Source organism: Corynebacterium sp. LK2537, from assembly GCF_040946485.1.
Classification (GTDB): Bacteria; Actinomycetota; Actinomycetes; order Mycobacteriales; family Mycobacteriaceae; genus Corynebacterium.
In genome coordinates this window covers 209,698-231,110 of record NZ_JAYWLQ010000001.1, presented here as the reverse complement: position 1 = coordinate 231,110, position 21,413 = coordinate 209,698, and the positions used below count along the sequence as shown (strand labels likewise).

Here is a 21,413-nt window from a genome sequence, read left to right as displayed (position 1 = left end):
GTGGCTGAAAACAAACCCCTCGAGGACCAGACCCTGCTCGAGCAGATGGGCGGAGTGACCGGGCTGGTGGCGGCGACGCTGCCGGTGGTCGTGCTCATCCCCGTCAACAGCATGTGGGGTCTAGTTCCCGCGCTGCTGGCCGCCATCGGCGTGGCCGTGGCGGTGGCCATCTGGCGCGTGGCGCGCAAGGAGTCGCTCCAGCCGGCCATCTCCGGCCTGCTGGGCGTGGCGATCTGCGCGGGCATCGCTTATGCCACCGGCGACGCGAAGGGCTACTTCCTGTACGGGATCTGGGCCTCGTTGGTGCTGTGCATCGCCGCGGTCGTGTCCATCCTGGTGCGCTGGCCGGCGGTGGGCGTTATCTGGAAGGGCATCAACGGCGAGGACATGGCCTGGCGCCAGATCCCGGCCGCGCGGCGCGCCTATGCGCTCGCGACCGCCGGCTGGGCCGTGGTCTTCCTGGCCCGCTTCGTGGTCCAAAACGGCATCTACAACGCCGGCGAGACCACCGCGCTGGGCATTACCCGCATCCTCATGGGGTGGCCGCTGACCGGCCTGGTCACCCTCCTGACTATCTTCTTGGTGCGCCGGGCCAACCGGGTCATTGAGGCCGAAGAAGAACAACCACCCCTCGAGACGAACGGACAACGAGACTAATGGAGACTGCGAACTACCAGGCAGGCGACGATATCCGCCTGCGCATCGACCGCATGGCCCACGGCGGGGAGGGCATCGGCCGCGCGGACGACGGGCGCATCGTCTTCGCCCGGGGCGGTTTCCCCGGCGACGAGGTCGTCGTGCGCCTCGACAAGGTCAAAAAGTCCCTGCTGCGCGGCACCGTCACCGAGGTATCCACCGCCGGCCCGGCCCGCGTGGACTCGGCCTGCCCGGCCGCCGCGGCGGGGGCGGGCTGCTGCGACTTCGCGGAGGTCGACCCGGCCCAGGAACTTGGCATCAAGGCCGACGTCCTGCGCGACCAGCTGGCCCGCGTCGGCCACCTAGGCGCCGACGGAGAGCTGCCGGAGCTGGAGCTGCGCGAGCTGCCGCCGCACCGCGGCTGGCGCACCCGCGTGCGCTTGGGCGTCGACTCCCGCGGGCGGGCCGGCACCCGCAAGCGCGCCTCCAACGACCTGGTTACCGACGTCGCCTGCACGCAGCTGGCGCCCGGGCTGGTAGACGGCATCGTGGGGCCGGGCGCGCGCACGTTCACGCCGGGCGCAGAAGTCATCGCGGTGCTGGATAGCACCGGGGCCCGCCACGTGATTGAGACCTGCAAGGGCCCGCGCGGCAAGCGGGTGGAAAAGATCGAGCAGGTCGTCGAGGGAACCGCCGGCGTAGTCGAGGAGGTCGACGGGCACCGCTTCGAGTTCCCGGCGACTGCCTTCTGGCAGGCCCACCGCGGCGCGCCGGAGGCCTACACCGGCCTGGTCGCGGAGCTTTTGGGCACCGGCCACGGGCCGGCCTGGGACCTGTACGGCGGCGTCGGGCTCTTCGTGCCCACGTTGAGCGCGGCCACCGGCGGCGCGGAGACCTACTCGGTGGACCTGTCGCCGGCCGCCCGCCCGGATCAGCAGCCCGGCCTGGCCGAGTACGCGGTGCGGGTCAAATCCGCCCGCGTCGACAAGGTCATCGGCCAGCTGCCGCCCGCCGATGCCGTCGTCCTGGACCCGCCGCGCGTCGGCGCCGGGGCCGAGGTCGTGGCCCGCATTGCCGAGGCCACCCCGAATCGCGTCGTGCACATCGGCTGCGATCCGGCCGCCCTGTCCCGCGACCTGTCCGCCTGGGTCGAGGCGGGCTACGGCATTGACCGGATGGTCGTCGTTAACGCTTTCCCCGGCACGCACCACTTCGAGACCCTGGTGCTTTTGACCCCGCGGCCGGGCCACGATGTACGGTAGAAAATAAAACAAGCGGGGTACCGCTGCGATTTAAGCAAAGGAGTAGTTGAGCACTCCATGAGAATCATTGATTCGATTGACTCGCCGAAGGATCTCAAAAAGCTCGATGGCGATGAGCTGGAACAACTAGCTGCGGAGATCCGCCAGCTGCTCATTGAGAAGGTCTCCGCCACCGGCGGACACCTGGGGCCGAACCTGGGCGTGGTGGAGCTGAGCATCGCTTTGCACTACACGTTCAACTCGCCCCAGGACGCGATCGTCTTCGACACCTCGCACCAGTCTTATGTACACAAGATGCTCACCGGCCGCGCCGGCGACTTCGACAGCCTGCGGCAAAAGGGCGGGCTGTCCGGCTACACGCGGCGGGCCGAGTCCGAGCACGACTGGACGGAGTCCTCGCACGCCTCGGCGTCGATCTCCGTGGTCGACGGGCTGTCCAAGGCCTTCCGCCTGGCAGGCGAGCCGCACCGCAACGCCATCGCCATCGTGGGCGACGGCGCCCTGACCGGCGGCATGTGCTGGGAGGCGCTCAACAACATCTCGGCGGACAAGGACCGCAACGCCGTCATCGTGGTCAACGACAACGGCCGCAGCTACGCGCCGACCATCGGCGGCCTGTCGGAGAACCTGGGGCGTATCCGCTCCCAGCACGGCTACGACGAGCTGATGGCCCACGGCAAGAAGACACTCAAGTCGATGGGCTGGGTCGGCGAGCGCGCCTTCGATGCCCTCCATGCCTTCAAGGAGGGCGTCAAGTCCTCCGTCTTGCCCACGGAGATGTTCCCCGAGCTGGGCATGAAGTACATTGGGCCCATCAACGGCCACGACCTCGAGGCGCTCAACCACGCGTTCCGCTACGCGCGTGACTTCGAGGGGCCCATCATCGTCCACGTGGTCACCGAGAAGGGCCACGGGTTCGCTCCGGCGGTCAACGAGCCCAAGGACCAGATGCATTCGACCGGCGCCATCGACCCGGTCACCGGCGTGCCGAAGGGCAAGAGCCAGCCGGGCTGGACCGCGGCGTTTTCCGAGGAGCTGATTAAGGCTGCCGAGCGCCGCGACGACATCGTGGCCATCACCGCGGCCATGGCCGGCCCGACCGGCCTGATGTCTTTCGCGGAGCGCTTCCCGGACCGCTTCTACGACGTCGGCATTGCCGAGGCGCACGCGATGGCCTCGGCCTCCGGGCTGGCCCTAGGCGGCCTCCACCCGGTGGTCGCGGTCTACTCGACGTTCCTGAACCGCGGCTTCGACCAGCTCCTCATGGATATCGCCCTGCTGGGGCTGCCGGTGACCGTGGTGCTGGATCGCGCGGGCGTGACCGGATCGGACGGTGCTAGCCACAACGGCGTCTGGGACATGGCCTTGACCAGCATTGTCCCGGGCATGCGCCTGGCCGCCCCGCGCGACGGCAAGCGCCTGCGCGAGCTGTTCAACGAGTCCCTGGAAATCTCTGACGGGCCCAGCGTGGTGCGCTTCCCGAAAGGCAACCTGCTCGACGACATGGACGCCGTCGACACGCTCGAGGACGGCACCGACGTCATCTACACCAACGTGGCCGGCGCTGACGATGCCGGCAGCGGCCGCGACGTGCTCATCGTCTCGGTCGGGGCGATGTCGGCGCGCAGCATCGCGGCGGCGAAGCTCCTGGCCGAGCAGGGCGTCGGCGTGACGGTCGTCGACCCGCGCTGGGTCGCGCCCGTGCCGGAGGCCGTGGTGCGCCTGGCGGCGGACTACCGCCTGGTGGTCACGGTGGAAGACGGCATCAAGCGCGGCGGCATCGGCTCGCTGGTAGCCGAAAAGCTCAGCGATGCCCAGGTGGACACCCCGCTGCGCCGCCTTGCTTTCCCGAACTACTTCCCGCTGCACGCCTCCCGCGGGCAGCTGCTGGAGGACGTCGGGCTGGCGCCGGAGGGCATCGCCGAATCCATTGGGGAGTGGCTCCGCTAGAAGCTGGTGATGCACCGCGCGATAATCGGCACGGCCCACTCCAGCTGCCACGGGCGTACGCCCGCGGCTACCAGAAAGTCGACTAGGTCGGCGGTGTCGGTCAGGTGCGCCTTGGGCCCGAGGGCGGCCCAAATCGCGGCCCGCAGGGTGGCGGGCTTAATGAGTAGCGAGTCGTCGACGGCCAGATCCTGGCCCAGGTCGGTGAAGTCCTGGCGGGCGGCCTGGTAGAGCTCCCAGAGCTCGGCCGGCCAGGCGGCCTTCCCGGGGACCTCGCGGCGGGTGCGCTGGGGGCGCGGCCAGTCGCTGGCCGGCAGGTCGCGGGCGCGCTCGACGACGTCCCACCACAGCTGCGTGGCCGACTTCCGCCTGCGGGGAAAGCCTTTGACGCGCGCCAGCTCGGCCGGCGAGTCCGGCAGCGTGCGGGCGACATCGATGAGCACCTTGTTTCCCAAAACCCGCGGCGGGGCGATGTCGCGGTGCGCGCTTAACGCGTCGCGCTTAATCCACAGCGCCTTGGCCACGGCCAGCTGCTCGCCGCGCCGCAGGGTGCTCAAGCCCTTGAGCTCGCGCCAAGAGCCCGGCTCCGGGGCGGTGGTCCCGGCGTGCTCGGCGATAAGCGCGTCGAATTCCTGCAGCGCCCAGTCCAGCTTCTCCTCCTCGGCCAGCACGTCCTTGAGGGTCTCGGCCAGGGGGAGGAGGAATTCGACGTCGAGGGCGGCATAGGCCAGCCAGTCCTGCGGCAGCGGCCGGGTGGACCAGTCCACGTAGCCGTGGGCTTTTTCCAGCTCGATGCCCAGAATCTCGTCGACCATGTGGCCCAAGTTGGGGTGCTCGAAACCGGCCATGCGGGCGGCGACCTCGGTATCAAACAGCGAGCCGGGCTTAAGCCCCAGCCAGGCCAGGCAGGGAAGATCCGTCTTGGCGGCGTGCAGCACCCAGGGCTGGCCGTTGATGGCGCCGCCGACGTGGTCCCTAACGGCCTCGGCGTTGCCCTCGGGGTCGATGAGCACGGTGCCGGCCCCGGCGCGGTGCAGCTGGAGGAGGAAGGCGCGGTCGTTGTAGCGGTAGGCGCCGGCGCGCTCCGTGTCGACGGCCAGCGGCCCGGTACCGCCTAGCAGCCGGGTGGCGGCTGCGGCGATCTCCTGCGGGGTGCTGGCGACCGGCGGGATGCCCTGCGCCGGTACTCGTCTAAGCTCGCTCATGATATGCCAGGCTACCCGCGCGCTGGCTTATCCGCGCCCTAACTGGGTAACACCCTCCGGCGGAAGGCCGGCCACGTTCGCCAGCACGGCGGCAAAGGCCTCCACGTGCGGGCCCAGTTCCAGGTCTTCTGCGGTCCAGGAGGCGCGCATCTCGAGCTGGTAGGCGCGCGGCGGGCCGCCGATTTCGCCGTAGCGCACCGAGGCGGTCGAGGTGACGGTGCCACCCAAATTAGTGTGGCGGGCATCGCTGTGGGCCATGCCCTCGGTCAGCCACTCCCAGGCCACGTCCGGCAGGAGGGGATCGCCGGCGACGTCCGGGTCCATGTCGGCCTGGATATAGGCGACCAAGCGCATGGGGCCGTCCCAGGCCTCCTCGGCGCCGGGATCGTGGAGGAGGATGAGGCGGCCGAAGGCGTCGCCGCTGCTGTCGGTGGGGATGGAGTCGGCATCGTCCGCGCCGCGGTCGACCTCGAGCCCGATGGCGTGGCTATACGGGGCCAGGCGCTGCGGCGGGCGGATGGATCCTAGGGAAATCTCGGGGCGCAAGCGAGCCTGATGCATGGACTCCACGGCACGGTTGAAGGTGGCCGGCGTGGTGGTCTCGCCGTCGGCGGGGGCATCGTTAGCGGCAGGGGAGGCGCTGTGCGGCTGGGAAGTCTCGGAAATGCTCACAATGAATCAAGCTATATTTTCCCCGGCGCCACTGGTGGGAGGCGCGCCGTGCCCCCAGTTGGCCAAGTATCCAACTAATGGTGGATACTGGAGGGGTCATGTCCTAGTCAGACTCGAACGTCCTTTGAAAGGGGATTGTCCATGGCGAAGCTCGATTTTAAGAAGCTCAACGAGGTCCAGCAGTACTCCCAGCACGCGGTGTTCCGCGCCATCCCGGGGGCCTTGGGCAGCGAGCGCGACGACATCATCGCCCAGGCCCAGGACTTCTTCGCCCGCCTGGCGGAGGAAGGCAAGGTCACCGTCCGCGGCATCTACGACCTGTCCGGCATGCGCGATAGCGCCGATTTCATGATTTGGTGGCACGCCGAGGAATTCGAGGACCTGCAGCGCGCCTTCGCGGACTTCCGCCGCACCACGGTCCTCGGCCAGGTCTCCGACGTGACCTGGGTGGGCAACGCCCTGCACCGCCCGGCGGAGTTCAACAAGTCGCACCTGCCGTCGTTCATCATGGGCGAGGAGCCGGGCGACTGGATCGCCGTCTACCCGTTCGTGCGCTCCTACGACTGGTACATCATGGACGAGGAAAAGCGCCGCAAGATCCTGGTCGAGCACGGCATGGCGGCGCACGACTACGCCGACGTGCGCGCCAACACGGTCCCGGCCTTCGCACTGGGCGACTACGAGTGGATCCTGGCCTTCGAGGCCCCGAGCCTCGACCGGATCGTCGACCTGATGTACGTCATGCGCTACACCGAGGCCCGCAACCACGTGCGCGAGGAAATCCCGTTCCACACCGGGCGCCGCGTCGCGGACGTGGCAGAACTCATCAAGGTTCTGCCTTAAGCCGCGGCTAAACCTCGCGCTCGTCGAGGTCCAGACAGATAGAGTTAATGCAGTAACGCAGGTCGGTGGGGGTGTCGTAGCCCTCACCGGCGAAGACGTGGCCCAGGTGCGAGTGGCAGTTGGCACACAGCACCTCGGTGCGCACCATGCCGAGCGAGCGGTCCTCGCGCTCGATGACCGTGTCGACGTCCTTGGGGGAGTAGAAGGACGGCCACCCGCAGTGGGAGGCGAATTTCTCGGTGGAGCGGAACAGTTCGGCGCCGCAGGCGCGGCAGGAGTACACGCCCTCGGTGGTGGTGTCGGTGTACTTGCCGACGTGCGGCGGCTCGGTGCCGCCCTGGCGCAGGACGTAGTATTCCTCGTCGCTTAGGCGCTTTTTCCAGTCGGCGTCGGCGATGAGCTTGAAATCAGTGGGCTGGTTGGTCATGCCGCCCAGTGTAACCGGCGCTGCGGCGCTGGCCCAGGTACCAGCCGGTCACGCTGGCCGCGCAGGCCACGATGAGCAGGAACCACCCGGCGGTGCCCAGGAAGAAGTTCGCCCAGCGCCCCGCGTCCGGCCAGTGGGTGGACGTCCAGGTGACCGGCAATAGGAAGCAGGCCGCGGCGGCCCAGGCGAGCCATGAATGAAAAACGCTGCGCGGCAGCACCGCGGTAAACATCAGCGGGAACAGCCACATCGAGTAGTACTGCTGGCCCAGCGAGGACAGGAAGAAGATGCCGACCAGCAGCACGCCGGTGGTCGTCAGGGCCCACAGGACCGGGTCCGTATTCCGCCAGCGCAAAAGCAGCACGACGGCGACGGCGACCAGGGCCGCTGCCAGCACCCATACGGGGTAGTAGGCCCAGCCGGGCAGGTCGAAATAGGCGCGCAGGCCGTCCCAGGAGGAGTTGGCGTAGTCGCGCGTGGTGCCCAGGTAAGGCACCAGCCGGCGCAGGTAGTCCCCGGCGTCCGGGATGACGGGCCAGGCCAAGGCGTTGAGCCCCACCGGCACCGCCAGCCCGGCGGCCACGGTGGACCAGCGGGCCTTGACCAGTGGCAGGACCAGCAGCGGGGCGAACTGCGGCTTGACGGTAATGGCCAGGCCCAGCACGATGCCCGCCCACAGGCCGGAACCCGCACCCCGGCCGGCCCGCTCGCGCAGGCCCAGCGCCAGGAAGCCGCTGAGCGCTAGCAGCAGGAGGCCGTTGATATTGGCAAAGGTCAGCGTGTTGATAACGGACTCGGTGGCAAAGGCCAGCGCGATGCTTGCCGGCCACAGCGGGCTGGACAGGCGGTGGCCGACCAGGCGGGTCAGAACCGCCAGCGCGGCGACGATCGCCGCGGCGTTGACCAGGATGAACAGCCCGCGGGCCAGGCTGAAATTCTCCACCAGGCCCAGCGGGTAGAGCAGCAGCGTGGCGCCCGGGTTGTAGAGGTAAAGCGGGGCGACGTGGTGGTAGGCCTGCTCGTAGACGGCCTGGCCGTCGAGCGCCCGGCGCACGGCGTAGTAGACCGTGCTGAAGTCATCCGTGGGCGCGCCGTTGAAGGCGCGGACCAGCACGGTGTTGAGCACCAACAAGATGGCCAGCGGCCAGGCAGCCAGGTTGAGGCCGGCGGGCAGCTGGATGGGGCGGCCGGGGGCGAGCGCGGTGCGGGAAGTCCACGCGGAAGACAGGAAACTGGTACTCACGGCCAGCTAGTTTACGGCCTCCGCGCGCGCCGGTACCGCAGAAACACGGTGCCGTCGGCATCGGGGGCGCAATTGTCCAGGGTAAGCCGGGTGGCGCGGGAGGAGGTGGCATCGTCGGCGCGGACGACGGGGGTCTCCACCGCCGAGGTGACCGTGGGATCGAGGGTCAGGTAGAAGGCGTCGACGGCGTCGGCGGCCACGAACTGGGAGAGCAGGCCCGGCCCGCCCTCGCAGACGATGCGCCCGTAGCCCCGGGCCCGCAGGCAGGCCAGGAGGTCGGCGGGGCTGGCCGTCCCGGCGTCGATGATCTCGGCGCCTTGGGCCTCCAGCCGGCGGGTGCGCTCGCGGACCTCGGCCTGGGCGAGCGCGGCGTGCGGGACCAGCAGCAGCGGGGCGGTGGAGTAGTCGGTGAAGAAGCGGGAGCGCGGATCCATGTCGGCGCTGCCGGTGACGACCGCGATCGGGGCCGGCGTGCCTGCCGCGGAGGTGGCGCCGCCGTAGTCCTCGGCGCGCACGGTGGACGCACCCACCACGATGACCTCGGCCCAGTCCCGCAGGCCCTGCAAGAGCTGCGCGTCGGTGTCGTTGCCCAGGGACTCGGAGGTCCCGGCCGCCGATGCCGAGCCAGTCACCGTAGCCACCATCACCGCCCGGACTTCGCGGCGGTCGGGGCCTAGCAAAGCGTTGATATCCATGGCCACCATCCTAGGGCGCGGATACAAAAAGAGCGCCTCCCCGTAGGAGGGGAGACGCTCTTAAAAATAAGTGGTGGTCCCAGCTGGGATCGAACCAGCGACCTTTCCGGTGTGAACGGAACGCTCTTCCACTGAGCCATGGGACCGTGCTGGGCTAAAATGTAGCACGGTGCCGCGTGATTCGACGAATCCCCAGTAAAACGGCGGTATCGGCGGGCACGTGCGGCCGGGGATGACAGCGGTGTCATTTAGCTTGCGTCACAAGCTGCCGCGAATGGCCCCAGAACCGCCCCGTGAGCGGGCGATTTGTAAACCGGGGCCGGTTCAGGATAATGTTTTTACTCGCACCGCACAGAAAGCTTCGGCTTAACATGGTGCATGCGGATGTAGCGCAGTTGGTAGCGCATCACCTTGCCAAGGTGAGGGTCGCGAGTTCGAGTCTCGTCATCCGCTCCGCGCCTTCCTTTGAGAAGGTGGTTATCCCGCGCGATTAGCTCAGTGGGAGAGCGCTTCCCTGACACGGAAGAGGTCACTGGTTCAATCCCAGTATCGCGCACCACGGGTTTTCCAACCTAGTTGGGAAGTCCGGAAGCCTTAAGGGTTTCGAAAATGCGGATGTAGCGCAGTTGGTAGCGCATCACCTTGCCAAGGTGAGGGTCGCGAGTTCGAGTCTCGTCATCCGCTCCAACACAGTTTCACTTTGTATACTTGTGTGAGGCGGCATACGCCACGGTGGAATGGCCGAGTGGTGAGGCAACGGTCTGCAAAACCGTGCACACGGGTTCGATTCCCGTTTCCACCTCCAGTTAGCGTGGCCACCGGCGACGCCTGCGCGATTAGCTCAGCGGGAGAGCGCTTCCCTGACACGGAAGGGGTCACTGGTTCAATCCCAGTATCGCGCACCACGGGTTTTCCAACCTAGTTGGGAAGTCCTGAAACCGGGCCTGGTTTCAAATTTGCGGATGTAGCGCAGTTGGTAGCGCATCACCTTGCCAAGGTGAGGGTCGCGAGTTCGAGTCTCGTCATCCGCTCAATTTTTCGACGCCGTCCCCGCTGGGGGCGGCGTTTTGTATGTTCGCGCTCGGGTGGGGGACAATCGGGGGCACAACTAGTAGCAGTGAGATCTGTGCCATTGTTGGGAACTACTTCCAGCAATGGAGCGACTAGTCGGATACGCGTCGCGCAGCGCGGCGGCAAGCCCGCGGTGTGTGCCGCTGCGACCTTGGAACGACCAGGCGAGTCCTCGCCGTAAGGAGCAGTACATGTTTTCATTTTCCCCGCGCACTGCAGGCGCCGCGGTGGCAGCCGGGGCCCTCGGCCTGTCCGCGTGGGCAGCGCCGGTAGCCCTGGCTCACGATGCCGTCATCGGCGGCACCGTCACCGAAGGTCAGGTCCTCGACGAATTCCCCGAGACCATCACCCTGGAATTCTCCGGAATTCCGCGGGAGGGCTTCAACAACTTCGCCGTGACCAACGAGGAAACCGGGGACGTACTGTTTTCTGCCGAGCCTAAGCTCGACGATCGCAACCTGACCATCGAGACCCCGGACGACGTCGACCCGGGTCCCGGTGACTACCAGGTCGGCTTCCAGATCACCTCTTCGGACGGGCACGCCACCCGCGGGGGAGTCAGCTTCACCGTGGCCGGCGATGACGACTCCAGCGTCGCCGTCGACGAGTCCGCCGTCCCCGAGCCCGGCGAAGAGATCGGCGGCGCCGATGGCCCGCTGAAGTGGATCCTCGCCGTCGGCGGCGTGTTGGTGCTGGCCGCCGTCGTCGTGCTGGTTCTGGCCAAGCGTCGCCCCATTGATGAACAGTAAACAAAGGAATCTGTCATGAAATACCCCCGTCTTGTAGTCTCCGCTGTTGCCGCCTCGGCCCTGTCCCTGGCGGCCTGCTCCCCGAGCGAAGAGCCCGTGGACCAGAACGACACGCAGACCACCACCTCCGCCGAGTCGGAGCAGGCCGCCGAAACGGACGTCACCTTTGAAGGCGGCGTCGTGCGCGCGATGGCCGAGGACTCGGACATGACCGCCATCTTCGGCACCCTGGTCAACCACACCGACTCCGACCTGGAGGTGGAGTCGTTTAGCACCAGCATCGAAGCGGAGATGACCCAGCTGCACGAGACCGTCGATGGCCAGATGTCCGAGATGACCGAACCGCTGACCATTCCGGCCGGCGGCGAGGCCACCCTGGAGCCGGGCGGCGACCACCTGATGCTGATGGGTGTGAAGGAGCCGGTCATGGCCGGCGAGTCTGTGACGATTACGCTGCACCTGACCGACGGCAAGACCATCGACCTGGGCGAGGTGCCGGTGCGCAGCATCGGCGCCGGCGACGAGGACTACGGCGACCTGGGCTCCACCGATCACAGCAACCACGGCGACCCGGGTGACCACGCCGAGGACACCGACCACGGCGATCACAGCGATCACGCCGAGCACAACAAGCACGGCGACCACGCCGATCACGGTGATCACGGCGACCACGCCGATCACGAAGGCCACAGCGGCCACTAGGGGAAGGTAAGCGAAAGCCATGACGGGACTTAATCGCCGGCACTTCCTGCAGGGCGCGGGCGCGGTGGGGGCGGCATCGTTCGCCTTGAGCGCGTGCAGCCAGGCGGAGGAAAAAGACGCGATTGAGCAGGCCAGCCAGTCCGAGCCGCTGGCGGAGGCGATCGTTGCCTTTGACGGCGAGCACCAGGCGGGCGTGGACACGGACATGCAGGCCCACCTGAACTTGGTGGGCTTTGACCTGAAGCCGGGCATCGGCAAGCGGGGCTTTCGCAACCTGATGAGCCTGTGGACGGAGGACGCCCGGGCGCTGTGCACGGGCGAGACCCCGCTGGGCTCCCTGGAGCCGGAGATGGTGGACGTGCCCGCCAACCTCACCATCACCTGCGGCTGGGGCGAGCCGGTTTTCGACAAGCTCGACGCCGCGGACCTGAAGCCGGAGTGGCTGCGGGACATCAAGTCCTTCTCGCGGGACCAGCTCAGCGACAAATGGGGCCAGACCGACGTCGTGCTGCAGATCTGCTGCGACGACGCGGTGATGGCCTCCCACGCCATGCGGCACATGATCCGCGCCGGTACCGATTACGCCAAGGTCACGTGGCTGCAGCAGGGCTTCGCCAACTCCTTCGGCTCCCTGCCGCAGGGCGCGACCCACCGCAACCTGTTCGGCCAGCTCGACGGCACGGTTAACCCGCGCGGCGAGGAAGAATACGACGAACAGGTCTGGATTGATGAGGGCCCCGACTGGGCCCAGGGCGGGACCTGCATGGTGGTGCGCCGCATCCGTATGAACTTGGACACGTGGGAAAAGCTGGACCGGGCCACGCGGGAGAACTCCGTGGGGCGCAAGCTTTCCAACGGCGCGCCGCTGACGGGCGAGGAGGAGCTGGACGAGGCGGATTACTCGGCCACCGACAAATACGGCCTGCCGGTCATCGATCCGAACTCCCACATGGCCCGGGCCCGGCCGCCGGCCGACCACCCCGAGCAAAAGCTCAAGCGGCGCCCGTACAGCTACGACCTGATGCCGGACTACGCCGAATCCCAGGAAGAAGACCTCATCCAGCTGTCCAACGCGGGCCTGGTCTTCATCTGCTTCCAGAAGGACCCGACGCGCCAGTTCGAACCCATCCAGGCCCGCCTGGACGAGGCCGATCACCTCAACACCTGGATTAGCCACATCGGCTCCGCGGTCTATTTCGTCCCACCCGGGACCAGCAGCGGCGGCGCGGGCTCGGCCTTTTGGGGATCCGCACTGCTGGACGCGGTAAGATAAGCCCCGGAATAATAAACCGCGGGCCGCGGCCAGGTATGCTGCTGCCCGCATGAGCGCAAAGGAGCGCACCAAATGGCGGAAGCTATTCCTGCAGTCCCCGTGAACTACGAGTCCTTCGTCTGCCCGGCGGGCACTGCCGTCGGGGCAGCGATGCGCGAGCTGGACTTGCCGAACAAGGGCCCGGAGGCCGTCGTGGTTGTGCGCGACGCCGAGGGCAACCTCAAGGACCTGTCGCACGTCCCGGAGACCGAGCAGACCTTTACCCCCGTCGCCGCCAGCGAGGAGGAGGGCCGCGCGGTGGTCCGCCACTCCTGCGCCCACGTGCTGGCCCAGGCCGTCCAAGCGGAGTTCCCGGGCACCAAGCTGGGCATCGGTCCGGCCATTGAGAACGGCTTCTACTACGACTTCCAGACCGAAGAGCCCTTCACCCCGGAGGACCTCAAGGCCATCGAGAAGCGCATGAAGAAGATCATCAAGACCGGCCAGCGCTTTGCCCGCGGGGTCTACGAGAGCCCGGAGCAGGCCGCCGAGGCGCTCGCCGACGAGCCCTTCAAGCTGGAGCTCATCCAGGACAAGGGCAACGTCGACCCGGATTCGGACGAGGCCGCCGAGGTCGGCGCCGGCGACCTGACCTTCTACGACAACGTCAACCCGCGCACCAACGAGGTCGAGTGGTTCGACCTGTGCCGCGGCCCGCACCTGCCGACCACCAAGTACATCCCGGCGTTCGCGCTGACCCGCTCCTCGGCCGCCTACTGGCGCGGCGACCAGTCCAAGGCCGGCCTGCAGCGCATCTACGGCACCGCCTTCGAGTCCAAGGAGGCCCTGGAGGCCTACCAGACGCTGATGGCCGAGGCCGAAAAGCGCGACCACCGCCGCTTGGGCGCGGAGCTGGACCTGTTCAGCTTCCCGGATGAGATCGGCTCCGGCTTCCCGGTCTTCCACCCGAACGGCGGCATCGTGCGCATGGAGATGGAAAACCACTCCCGCCGCCGCCACCTGGCGGACGGCTACTCCTTCGTCAACACCCCGCACATCACCAAGGGCGACTTGTTCAAGAAGTCCGGCCACCTGGACTTCTACGCGGACGGTATGTTCCCGCCCATGCAGCTGGACGGCGAGTACGACGCGGAGGGCAACTGCACCAAGCAGCCGCAGGATTACTACGCCAAGCCGATGAACTGCCCGTTCCACAACCTGATCTTCGCCTCTCGCGGGCGCTCCTACCGCGAGCTGCCGCTGCGCCTGTTCGAGTTCGGCACGGTCTACCGCTACGAGAAGTCCGGCGTGGTCCACGGCTTGACCCGGGCGCGCGGCTTCACGCAGGACGATGCCCACATCTACTGCACCGAGGACCAGCTCGAGAACGAGCTGACCAAGGTGCTGGAGTTCATCATCTCCCTGCTGCAGGACTACGGCCTGGACGACTTCTACCTGGAGCTGTCCACCAAGGACCCGAACAAGTTTGTCGGCTCGGACGAGATCTGGGAGCGCTCCACCAGCATCCTGGAGCGCGTGGCCACCAAGTCCGGCCTCGAGCTGGTCCCGGACCCGGCGGGCGCGGCCTTCTACGGCCCGAAGATTTCGGTCCAGGCGCGCGACGCCATCGGCCGCACCTGGCAGATGTCCACCGTGCAGCTGGACTTCAACCTGCCGGAGCGCTTCGAGCTGGAATACACCGCCCCGGACGGCTCCAAGCAGCGCCCGATCATGATCCACCGCGCGCTGTTCGGCTCCATCGAACGCTTCTTCGGCGTCCTGCTGGAGCACTACGCCGGCGCCTTCCCGGCCTGGCTGGCCCCGCAGCAGGTCATCGGCATCCCGGTGGCGGACGAATTCGTCTCCTACCTGGAGGACGTCACCGCGAAGCTGCGCTCCCGCGGCATCCGCGCCGACGTGGATACCTCCGACGACCGCATGCAGAAGAAGATCCGCAACCACACCACGGGCAAGGTTCCGTTCATGCTGCTGGCCGGCGGCCGCGACGTCGAGGCCGGGGCGGTCTCCTTCCGCTTCCTCGACGGCTCTCAGGTCAACGGCGTGCCGGTCGACGAGGCCGTCGAGCTCATCGACAAGTGGGTGACCCAGCGGGTCAACGACCAGCCGAGCGAGGACAACCTCCGTGGCTAGTGGCCAAAACGCGGAATCCGCACAGCCCGAACCCGGCGCCTACGTCGACGCCGGGGCGGGTGAGCCAGACCGCCTTGAGCGGCTCTGGGCCCCGTACCGCATGGCCTATATCCAGAAGCGGTCGAAGGACCCGTTCGTCGAAGCCCCGCAGGGCAGCGACGAGGACGGGCTCATCATCGCCCGCGGTAGGCAGGTCTACGCGCTGCTGAACCTCTTCCCTTACAACGCGGGACACCTCATGGTGGTGCCTTACCGCAAGGAGTCCCAGCTGGAAAACCTCACCGAGTCCGAGACCACGGAGATGATGGCCTTTGTGAAAAAGGCAATTCGCGTCCTCAAGCGGGTGTCGCGTCCGGAGGCGGTCAACGTGGGGCTTAACCTAGGTAAGGCTTCCGGCGGCTCGGTGGGAGACCACCTGCACATGCACGTCGTGCCGCGGTGGCCGGGAGATAGCAATTTTATGACTATCCTGGATGGGGTTAAAGTACTGCCGCAGCTGTTGCAGGAGACGCGTCGTCTTTTGGCCGCAGCGTGGCAGGACATAGACGAGGAGGATTCGCGTGCTTAGTGTGCACGGCAGGAAACCAGCCGCGGTGGTGGTGGAACCGGTAGCCAAGGCGGCTCTGAAGGTCGGGCTGACCCCGAATGCAGTGACCGCGGTCGGCGCCATCGTGACCATCGCCATCTCGGTGCTGTTGATCCCCTCCGGGCACCTGGTCTGGGCGGCGGTGCTGTCCGGGCTTTTCGCCGCCTTCGACATGATCGACGGGACCATGGCCCGCATCCGCGGCGGGGGCACGCCGTTTGGCGCGACGCTGGACGCCTCCTGCGACCGTGTGACCGACGGCGCGCTTTTCGCGGCCATTATCTGGTACCTGGTCTATACCGTCGACGCCCACCCGTCCACCGTGGCGGCCGGGCTCATCGTCCTGGTCTCCTCGCAGGTCATCTCCTACGTCAAGGCCCGCGGCGAGGCCTCCGGGCTGCGCATGGTCGGCGGGCTGATTGAGCGGCCCGAGCGGCTCATCATCGGCCTAGTCGGCGTGGGGCTGGAGGGCTTCGGCGTGCCCAACGCGTTGGCTATCGCCCTGTGGATCCTAGCCGTCGGCTCGGTGTTTACCATCTACCAGCGGCTCATCATGGCCATGAAGCAGGACAAGGTAGCCGACCGAGCTTAACTTTAAGGGGCAGCAATGGCGCGGTTTCTCGCACGCGATATCGATTTCTCGGCGCTCGGGTATCTGGCCGGCTGGCGGGTAGTCCGCTGGCTGCCGGAGTCCTGGGCCTCCTGGCTCTTCGACCGGATCGCGGACCTGGCCTGCGACCACGGGCGGGGCATGGACCAGCTGCGCCGCAACCTGGCCCGCGTCGTGGGGCCTGAAAACGTCACGCGCGAACTGGTGCGCGCGTCGATGCGCTCGTATATGCGCTACTGGAAAGAGGCCTTCCGCCTGCCGTCCATCCACGACGACCCGGGCCTGCACGCGGCCCTGCAGCGCGACCTGGTCGGCCGCGAACACCTGGAGGAGAGCCTGGCTCGCGGGCGCGGCGTCATCCTGGCGTTGCCGCACTCGGGCAACTGGGACATGGCCGGGGTCTGCCTGGTGGGCATGCACGGCCAGTTCACCACCGTTGCTGAGCGCCTGCGCCCCGAGGTGCTTTTCGATGCCTTCGTGGACTACCGCGAGTCCCTAGGCTTCGAGGTCCTGCCGCTGACCGGGGGAGCCCAGCCGCCCTTTGGCCGGCTGAAGGAGGTGCTGGCCGCAGGGGGCATCGTCTGCCTGCTGGCCGAGCGGGACCTGTCGCGCACCGGCGTGCCGGTCGATTTCTTCGGGGAGACGGCGAATATGGCCGCCGGCCCGGCCCTGCTGGCCGCGCAGACCGGCGCGCGCCTGCACGTGGTGCACCCCTGGTTCACCGAGGATGGCTGGGGCCTGTCCTGCGCGCCGGCGCTGGAAGTGACCGACGTGGCGGAAACGACCCAGCGGATGGCGGACGGTTTCGCCGAGAATATCGCGGCGCACCCGGCCGACTGGCACATACTGCAACCGCAGTGGAACGTTGATGTCGAGCGGCGGCGGGCCGAACGCGCCCACAAGGCCGAGAAGAGGGGGAGTTAGCACCCATGCGGATTGGTATCGTGTGCCCCTATTCCTTCGACGAACCCGGCGGAGTTCAAGCCCACATCCTTGACCTGGCGACGGTCTACCTGGAGCAAGGGCACTACGTGCGCGTTATCGGGCCAGCGGACGAAGACACCGAGCTGCCGTACTTCGTGGTCAAGGGCGGGCGGTCTATCCCCATCGCCTATAACGGCTCCGTGGCCCGCCTGGCCATCGGCCCGCAGGTCTTTCGGCGGCTGCGGGAGTTCATCACCGAGGGGAATTTCGACGTCCTGCACATCCACGAGCCGAACTCGCCGAGCTATTCCATGGTGGCGCTCTACCTCGCCACCGGGCCCATCGTGGCGACCTACCACGCCTCGGCCGCCAACTCGACCATCCTGACCCTGGCCAAGCCCGTCCTGGCGCCGATCCTGGAGAAAGTCCGCGGCGGGATCGCGGTCTCCGAGATGGCGCGCCGCTGGCAGGTCGAGCAACTCGGCGGGGACCCGGTGCTCATCCCCAACGGGGTGGACACGTCGGTCTACGCGCGCTCCCGCCAGGCGCAGGAGGAAACGCAGCGGGCGGACCCGCGCCCCGAGATTGTTTTCCTGGGCCGGCTGGACGAGCCGCGCAAGGGCCTGGACATCCTCTTAGAGGCCCTGCCCCAGGTCCACCACGAGGTGCGGGTGACCGTGATGGGCGGGGGACGGGCCCGCGAGGTCGACGGGGTGGACTTCGCCGGCCGCGTCAGCGACGCCGAGAAGGCGGAGATTCTGGGCCGGGCGGATATCTACGTCGCCCCGAATACCGGCGGCGAGTCCTTCGGCATCGTGCTGGTGGAGGCCATGGCCGCCGGCTGCGCGGTCGTCGCCAGCGACCTCGAGGCCTTCGCGGCGGTCTGCGACGTGGAATCGGACGAGCCGGCCGGCCTGCTCTTTGCCAACGGCGACGCCGCCGCGCTAGCCCGGCAGCTCAACCACGTGCTGGACGACCCACAGCTGCGCGCCAGGCTCACGGCCGCCGGCACCCGCCGAGCGCGAACTTACGACTGGGATCACGTGGCCGCCCAGGTGATGGCGGTCTATGAGACCGTGCAAGACGGATCGAAAGTGCAGGTGAAATAAATGGGTACCGCTTTGCTCGTGGTCGCCGCCGTGGTGGTGACCGTGGTGATGCTCTGGGCTTATTTCACGGCCCAGCGGCTCAACACGCTGCACATCCGCACGGACGCGGCCCTGGCGCAGCTGCAGGCGGCGCTGGACAGGCGCGCGGCGGTGGCGGCCGCGCTGGAGCCGCGGCTGGCCGAGGCCAGCGCGCAGGCCGAGGCGACCGCCCTGGTGCCGGGCCAGTTCACCCAGCGCAGCGACCTCGAGCACCGGCTGGGAGAGGAAATCCGCCGCCTGTGCGACCCGGTGCCGGCGCAGCTGGTCGACGCCGAGGTGCGCGTCCAGCTAGCCCACCGCTTCTACAACGAGGCGGTGGCCGACACCCGGGCGCTACGCCTGCGCCCCCTCGTGCGCACCTTCCGGCTGGGCGGCACCGCCCGGCTGCCCGAGTTCTTTGATCTCACGGCGTTCTAGCCCCTGGGCGCGCAGCTCCAGGGCCCACCACACCAGCGCGAGCACGAACATGGCCACGACCAGCGCGTTGCGCGCAACCAGCGCGGCCACGGGGGCTAGCTGCTCGCCGACGAAATTCCAGAGGTAGTCGTAGCCGAAGGGGTAGATATAGGTCCCCAGGCCCGCGCAGATCACAGTCATCACCCCCAGGGCTGCCACTACCTTGCGGCGCGCGCTTCCCGGCGCCGTCGTGCGCAGGGCGACCGCGATAAGCGGGCCGAACCAGATGATGTACTGCGGGGAGAAGACCTTGTTGGTCACGATAAGCCCCAGCACGACGACCCCGGCCCAGGAGATGGTGGTCTGCGGGCTCCAGCCGCCCCAGATGAAGCGGTAGAGCGCCCAGAGCAGCGCGAAGGCGATAACGATGCCCATCGCCCAGGCCGTGGCCTGCACCGCGCCGTCGGTGCCCGCGCCGGTGATCTCGAAGGACTTCGACGGCGCCATGCCAATCTCGTAGGCCGCCGGGTGCCGGTAGGCGTCCCACATAAAGGGCGTGGCCGCGACCGACTCGATCTGCAGGCCGCGGACGTTTTGGTAGTCCAGGGGACTGGTCAGGCGCTCCCACCCGCCCGCGAGCAGTGTGATGCCGGCGAAGGCCACCAGGGACACCCCGAAGCTCAGCACCCGCAGCCAGGCGCGGGCGCTGGAAAAGCGCCCGACCAACCCGGCGGCGAGTACGCCCGGCCACAGCTTCATCGCGCAGGCCAGGGCGATAAGGCTGGAGGAGAGCACGGGCCAACGGTGAATGACCAGCGCGGCAAAGCCGACGGCCAGCCCGGGGAAGATGTCCAGGCGCATGAGGAAGACGTGGCCGGCGGCCAGCCCGAACAGCACCCAGAACCAGGCGGCGGCAAAGGCGGTCGGGCGTGTGTCGTGGCGGTGGAGCAGAGCGGCGAGGAAGGCGGCGTCGCAGGCCAGGCAGAAAAGGGCGAAGACGAACATGAAGGCCATGATCTCGCTGCCGCCCAGCCAGGCGGCCAGGTAGGTCGGCCAGGTCCCGGCGTGCGGGTATTCGGTCATATCCTGCGGGTTCGAGCCGAAAATGGCCGCGTGGTAGTAGAAAAGATCGCCCCGCGGCTCGTGGTTGAGCTTGATGAGCACAGCCAGGCACAGGCGCGCGATGGCCCAGCCGACCCACACGACCGGGACGCGGCGGAGTCCACCGCGTGCCCGCAGGAGCTTAGTCATTATTCAAAAGTCTTTTCATCATCACAACACGGACAGAAACTGGCGCCAACGAGCGCCGGGCTACGGCGAGCCAAAGCGCTCGCGCAGCTGGAAGGAAGGGCCTTAAGAACCGCTGATGATTCCTTCGACATCGACGGGCGGGCCCAGCGTCACGAGGACCCCAAATACGATAGCAATAACCACTACCGCCAACAGGATAGAGCGCACGGGGTGGCGCACCGCTTGCGCCAACAGCGCGTCGGCGGGCCCGGCGGGGGTAGCCGCGCTGTCCGTGTCACGGTAGCGCCATCCGCCGGCCACCAGGCCGCGGCGGGCCGTCCAGAGGGCGAAGGGCAGGGCGGCGAAGGGGATGGCGGAAACGGCCAGGCCCAGGACGCCGACGCCCAGGGGCCACCGGTTGTTGATCCAGATCAGGCAGGTCATGACCAGGAAGCTCAAGAAACCGAAGCCATGGATGCTGCCGGCGACCGGGACGACGGCCTCGGTCATACCGGAGTATTTCAGGGCCATGCCCACCAACAACAGGGTCCAGGTAAACATCTCGAGCACGGCGGCGGACAGGTGTAGTTTCTGGGGAGTCATCGCCCGACCATCTTACGGAGGCTCGCCCCACGGGGTAAGGTGGGCAGCCGTATATGTGGTGGGCGTCATAGTTCCCGGACTGGCCCGGGCGCTAGCTCGCGCGCACTGGCGCGGCGCCCGCCTGCCAGAAGAAGGGAGTTTAGGGTGTCGTTTCGGCAGGTAATTGAGATGTCCGACCTGGGGGATAGGCGCTACCGCGGGCCCGGGGTGCCCTCGGAGATGAAGCGCACCTTCGGCGGGCAGGTCGTCGGCCAGGCGCTGCAGGCGGCGCAGCAGACCGTGGAAGGCAAGACGGCGAACTCGCTGCACGCGTATTTCGTCGGCGGCGGACTGTCTGCCGAGCCCATCGATTTCACCGTGCACACCATCCGGGACGGGCGCACCTTCAGCCACCGCCGGGTCACCGGCTGGCAGGGGGATAAGGAGATCGTGGAGATGCTGGTCAGCTTCCGCCGCCCCGGCGACCAGGGCCCGGAGCACGCCGCGCAGCTGCCGGACGTGCCGGGCCCGGAGGAGTGCCGCGCGAGCGCGGAGGATTGGCCGTCGTCCTCGCGCATCGTGTTGGGCGAGTGGAGCGACTGGGACGTGCTCATGGTTCCCGACGAGCACGACAATTCCCGCCACGCCCAGGACAAATACGGCGCCGGCGCGCGGCACATTTGGTTTCGCTATAACGCCGGGTTGGGCGAGGATCCGGCCCTGAACCAGGTGGCCTTGTCCTACCTGTCGGATATGACCCTGCTGAACTCGACGCTGATTTCCCACCCCGAGGCGCGCGTGCAGATGGCCAGCCTCGATCACAGCCTCTGGTTCTTCGACGAGATCCGCGTCGACGAGTGGTTGCTCTACGAGCAGGACTCGCCGTTCGCCGGCGGCGGGCGCGGTTTCGCCCAGGGGCGGGTCTACCGCCAGGACGGGGCGCTGGTGGCCCAGGTGAGCCAGGAGGGGCTCATCCGTTGGCTGAAGGAATGACCGACTTGGGCCGCGTGTGCGGGGTCTTAGTGAGACGCGGCGACCGCGGCACGTATAATCGCGTTAGTTAAAACCAACTAGGAAGGGGC

Annotated in this window: 21 protein-coding genes and 7 tRNA genes; 20 read left to right on the top strand and 8 right to left on the bottom strand. The window is 67.7% G+C overall.

Annotated features, from left to right (window positions below; all coding sequences use genetic code 11):
- The first annotated feature begins 45 nt into the window (after window positions 1-45).
- The 3 genes from VVS03_RS01125 to dxs are packed head-to-tail and all read left to right on the top strand — an operon-like array spanning window position 46 to window position 3,848.
- Entirely contained in the window at window positions 46-657 is a 612-nt protein-coding gene (locus tag VVS03_RS01125; RefSeq protein WP_368534593.1) for a DUF3159 domain-containing protein, read from the top strand.
- Window positions 657-1,898: a class I SAM-dependent RNA methyltransferase gene (locus VVS03_RS01120; RefSeq protein ID WP_368521214.1), complete on the top strand. Its 1,242-nt coding sequence runs from the start codon at window positions 657-659 to the stop codon at window positions 1,896-1,898. The genes VVS03_RS01125 and VVS03_RS01120 overlap by 1 nt, the downstream gene beginning before the upstream one ends.
- Before the next feature lie 57 nt (window positions 1,899-1,955).
- Window positions 1,956-3,848, top strand: coding sequence for a 1-deoxy-D-xylulose-5-phosphate synthase (dxs, locus tag VVS03_RS01115; protein ID WP_368534562.1), 1,893 nt, complete (start codon window positions 1,956-1,958; stop codon window positions 3,846-3,848).
- Here the strand turns inward: dxs and VVS03_RS01110 are convergent.
- Both VVS03_RS01110 and VVS03_RS01105 read right to left on the bottom strand, forming a co-directional pair.
- Complete coding sequence (locus VVS03_RS01110; RefSeq protein WP_368534561.1) at window positions 3,845-5,050, bottom strand: HRDC domain-containing protein; 1,206 nt, start codon at window positions 5,048-5,050, stop codon at window positions 3,845-3,847. The genes dxs and VVS03_RS01110 overlap by 4 nt on opposite strands.
- A 27-nt stretch (window positions 5,051-5,077) precedes the next feature.
- The gene (locus VVS03_RS01105; RefSeq protein WP_368521211.1) at window positions 5,078-5,722 is read right to left on the bottom strand and encodes a DUF3000 domain-containing protein; all 645 of its coding nucleotides are present in this window, start codon (window positions 5,720-5,722) and stop codon (window positions 5,078-5,080) included.
- 141 nt (window positions 5,723-5,863) lie between these two features.
- On the opposite strand from VVS03_RS01105, the gene hemQ reads away from it, so the two are divergent.
- Window positions 5,864-6,565: a hydrogen peroxide-dependent heme synthase gene (hemQ, locus tag VVS03_RS01100; RefSeq protein WP_368534560.1), complete on the top strand. Its 702-nt coding sequence runs from the start codon at window positions 5,864-5,866 to the stop codon at window positions 6,563-6,565.
- Between the two features lie 7 nt (window positions 6,566-6,572).
- On the opposite strand, the gene msrB is transcribed toward hemQ, so the two are convergent.
- The 4 genes from msrB to VVS03_RS01080 form a co-directional block, all read right to left on the bottom strand.
- Window positions 6,573-6,992, bottom strand: coding sequence for a peptide-methionine (R)-S-oxide reductase MsrB (gene msrB / locus VVS03_RS01095; protein ID WP_070768300.1), 420 nt, complete (start codon window positions 6,990-6,992; stop codon window positions 6,573-6,575).
- Window positions 6,973-8,235: a glycosyltransferase family 87 protein gene (locus VVS03_RS01090; RefSeq protein WP_368521210.1), complete on the bottom strand. Its 1,263-nt coding sequence runs from the start codon at window positions 8,233-8,235 to the stop codon at window positions 6,973-6,975. The genes msrB and VVS03_RS01090 overlap by 20 nt, the downstream gene beginning before the upstream one ends.
- 11 nt (window positions 8,236-8,246) lie before the next feature.
- On the bottom strand, window positions 8,247-8,930 hold the full coding sequence (locus VVS03_RS01085; RefSeq protein ID WP_368521209.1) for a pyrimidine reductase family protein: 684 nt from the start codon (window positions 8,928-8,930) through the stop codon (window positions 8,247-8,249).
- Between the two features lie 71 nt (window positions 8,931-9,001).
- A tRNA-Val gene (locus VVS03_RS01080) sits at window positions 9,002-9,076 on the bottom strand.
- Window positions 9,077-9,310: 234 nt separating this feature from the next.
- Between VVS03_RS01080 and VVS03_RS01075 the strand changes: the two genes are divergently transcribed.
- The 15 genes from VVS03_RS01075 to VVS03_RS01005 all read left to right on the top strand — a co-directional run bounded on the left by VVS03_RS01075 (window position 9,311) and on the right by VVS03_RS01005 (window position 18,540).
- Window positions 9,311-9,383, top strand: a tRNA-Gly gene (locus VVS03_RS01075).
- 31 nt (window positions 9,384-9,414) lie between these two features.
- A tRNA-Val gene (locus VVS03_RS01070) sits at window positions 9,415-9,489 on the top strand.
- Window positions 9,490-9,541: 52 nt separating this feature from the next.
- Window positions 9,542-9,617: transfer RNA gene (locus tag VVS03_RS01065), tRNA-Gly, on the top strand.
- A 44-nt stretch (window positions 9,618-9,661) separates the two neighbouring features.
- A tRNA-Cys gene (locus VVS03_RS01060) sits at window positions 9,662-9,735 on the top strand.
- A 25-nt stretch (window positions 9,736-9,760) separates the two neighbouring features.
- Window positions 9,761-9,835: transfer RNA gene (locus VVS03_RS01055), tRNA-Val, on the top strand.
- Window positions 9,836-9,888: 53 nt separating this feature from the next.
- Window positions 9,889-9,961, top strand: a tRNA-Gly gene (locus VVS03_RS01050).
- A gap of 231 nt (window positions 9,962-10,192) precedes the next feature.
- Window positions 10,193-10,750: a copper resistance CopC family protein gene (locus VVS03_RS01045; protein WP_368519216.1), complete on the top strand. Its 558-nt coding sequence runs from the start codon at window positions 10,193-10,195 to the stop codon at window positions 10,748-10,750.
- 15 nt (window positions 10,751-10,765) lie between these two features.
- Complete coding sequence (locus VVS03_RS01040; protein ID WP_368534559.1) at window positions 10,766-11,452, top strand: copper chaperone PCu(A)C; 687 nt, start codon at window positions 10,766-10,768, stop codon at window positions 11,450-11,452.
- 19 nt (window positions 11,453-11,471) lie between these two features.
- A complete protein-coding gene (locus tag VVS03_RS01035; protein WP_368519218.1) occupies window positions 11,472-12,725 on the top strand; it encodes a Dyp-type peroxidase in 1,254 nt (417 codons plus the stop codon).
- A gap of 72 nt (window positions 12,726-12,797) precedes the next feature.
- Entirely contained in the window at window positions 12,798-14,855 is a 2,058-nt protein-coding gene (gene thrS, locus VVS03_RS01030) for a threonine--tRNA ligase (RefSeq protein WP_368519219.1), read from the top strand.
- On the top strand, window positions 14,848-15,423 hold the full coding sequence (locus tag VVS03_RS01025) for an HIT domain-containing protein (RefSeq protein ID WP_368534558.1): 576 nt from the start codon (window positions 14,848-14,850) through the stop codon (window positions 15,421-15,423). The genes thrS and VVS03_RS01025 overlap by 8 nt, the downstream gene beginning before the upstream one ends.
- Window positions 15,416-16,033 (top strand): phosphatidylinositol phosphate synthase, encoded by a 618-nt coding sequence (gene pgsA, locus VVS03_RS01020; protein ID WP_368519221.1) that lies wholly within the window; start codon window positions 15,416-15,418, stop codon window positions 16,031-16,033. The genes VVS03_RS01025 and pgsA overlap by 8 nt, the downstream gene beginning before the upstream one ends.
- A gap of 15 nt (window positions 16,034-16,048) precedes the next feature.
- Entirely contained in the window at window positions 16,049-16,975 is a 927-nt protein-coding gene (locus tag VVS03_RS01015; RefSeq protein ID WP_368519222.1) for a phosphatidylinositol mannoside acyltransferase, read from the top strand.
- Window positions 16,976-16,980: 5 nt separating this feature from the next.
- Entirely contained in the window at window positions 16,981-18,084 is a 1,104-nt protein-coding gene (locus tag VVS03_RS01010; protein WP_368533932.1) for a glycosyltransferase family 4 protein, read from the top strand.
- Window positions 18,085-18,540 (top strand): hypothetical protein, encoded by a 456-nt coding sequence (locus tag VVS03_RS01005; RefSeq protein WP_368519224.1) that lies wholly within the window; start codon window positions 18,085-18,087, stop codon window positions 18,538-18,540.
- Here the strand turns inward: VVS03_RS01005 and VVS03_RS01000 are convergent.
- Both VVS03_RS01000 and VVS03_RS00995 read right to left on the bottom strand, forming a co-directional pair.
- Window positions 18,457-19,770: a DUF2029 domain-containing protein gene (locus VVS03_RS01000; protein ID WP_368533933.1), complete on the bottom strand. Its 1,314-nt coding sequence runs from the start codon at window positions 19,768-19,770 to the stop codon at window positions 18,457-18,459. The two genes, VVS03_RS01005 and VVS03_RS01000, sit on opposite strands and share 84 nt — an antisense overlap.
- Window positions 19,771-19,872: 102 nt before the next feature.
- Window positions 19,873-20,352 (bottom strand): DUF3817 domain-containing protein, encoded by a 480-nt coding sequence (locus tag VVS03_RS00995; protein WP_368533934.1) that lies wholly within the window; start codon window positions 20,350-20,352, stop codon window positions 19,873-19,875.
- 144 nt (window positions 20,353-20,496) lie between these two features.
- On the opposite strand from VVS03_RS00995, the gene VVS03_RS00990 reads away from it, so the two are divergent.
- Window positions 20,497-21,324: an acyl-CoA thioesterase gene (locus VVS03_RS00990; protein WP_368533935.1), complete on the top strand. Its 828-nt coding sequence runs from the start codon at window positions 20,497-20,499 to the stop codon at window positions 21,322-21,324.
- The last annotated feature ends 89 nt before the right edge of the window (window positions 21,325-21,413 follow it).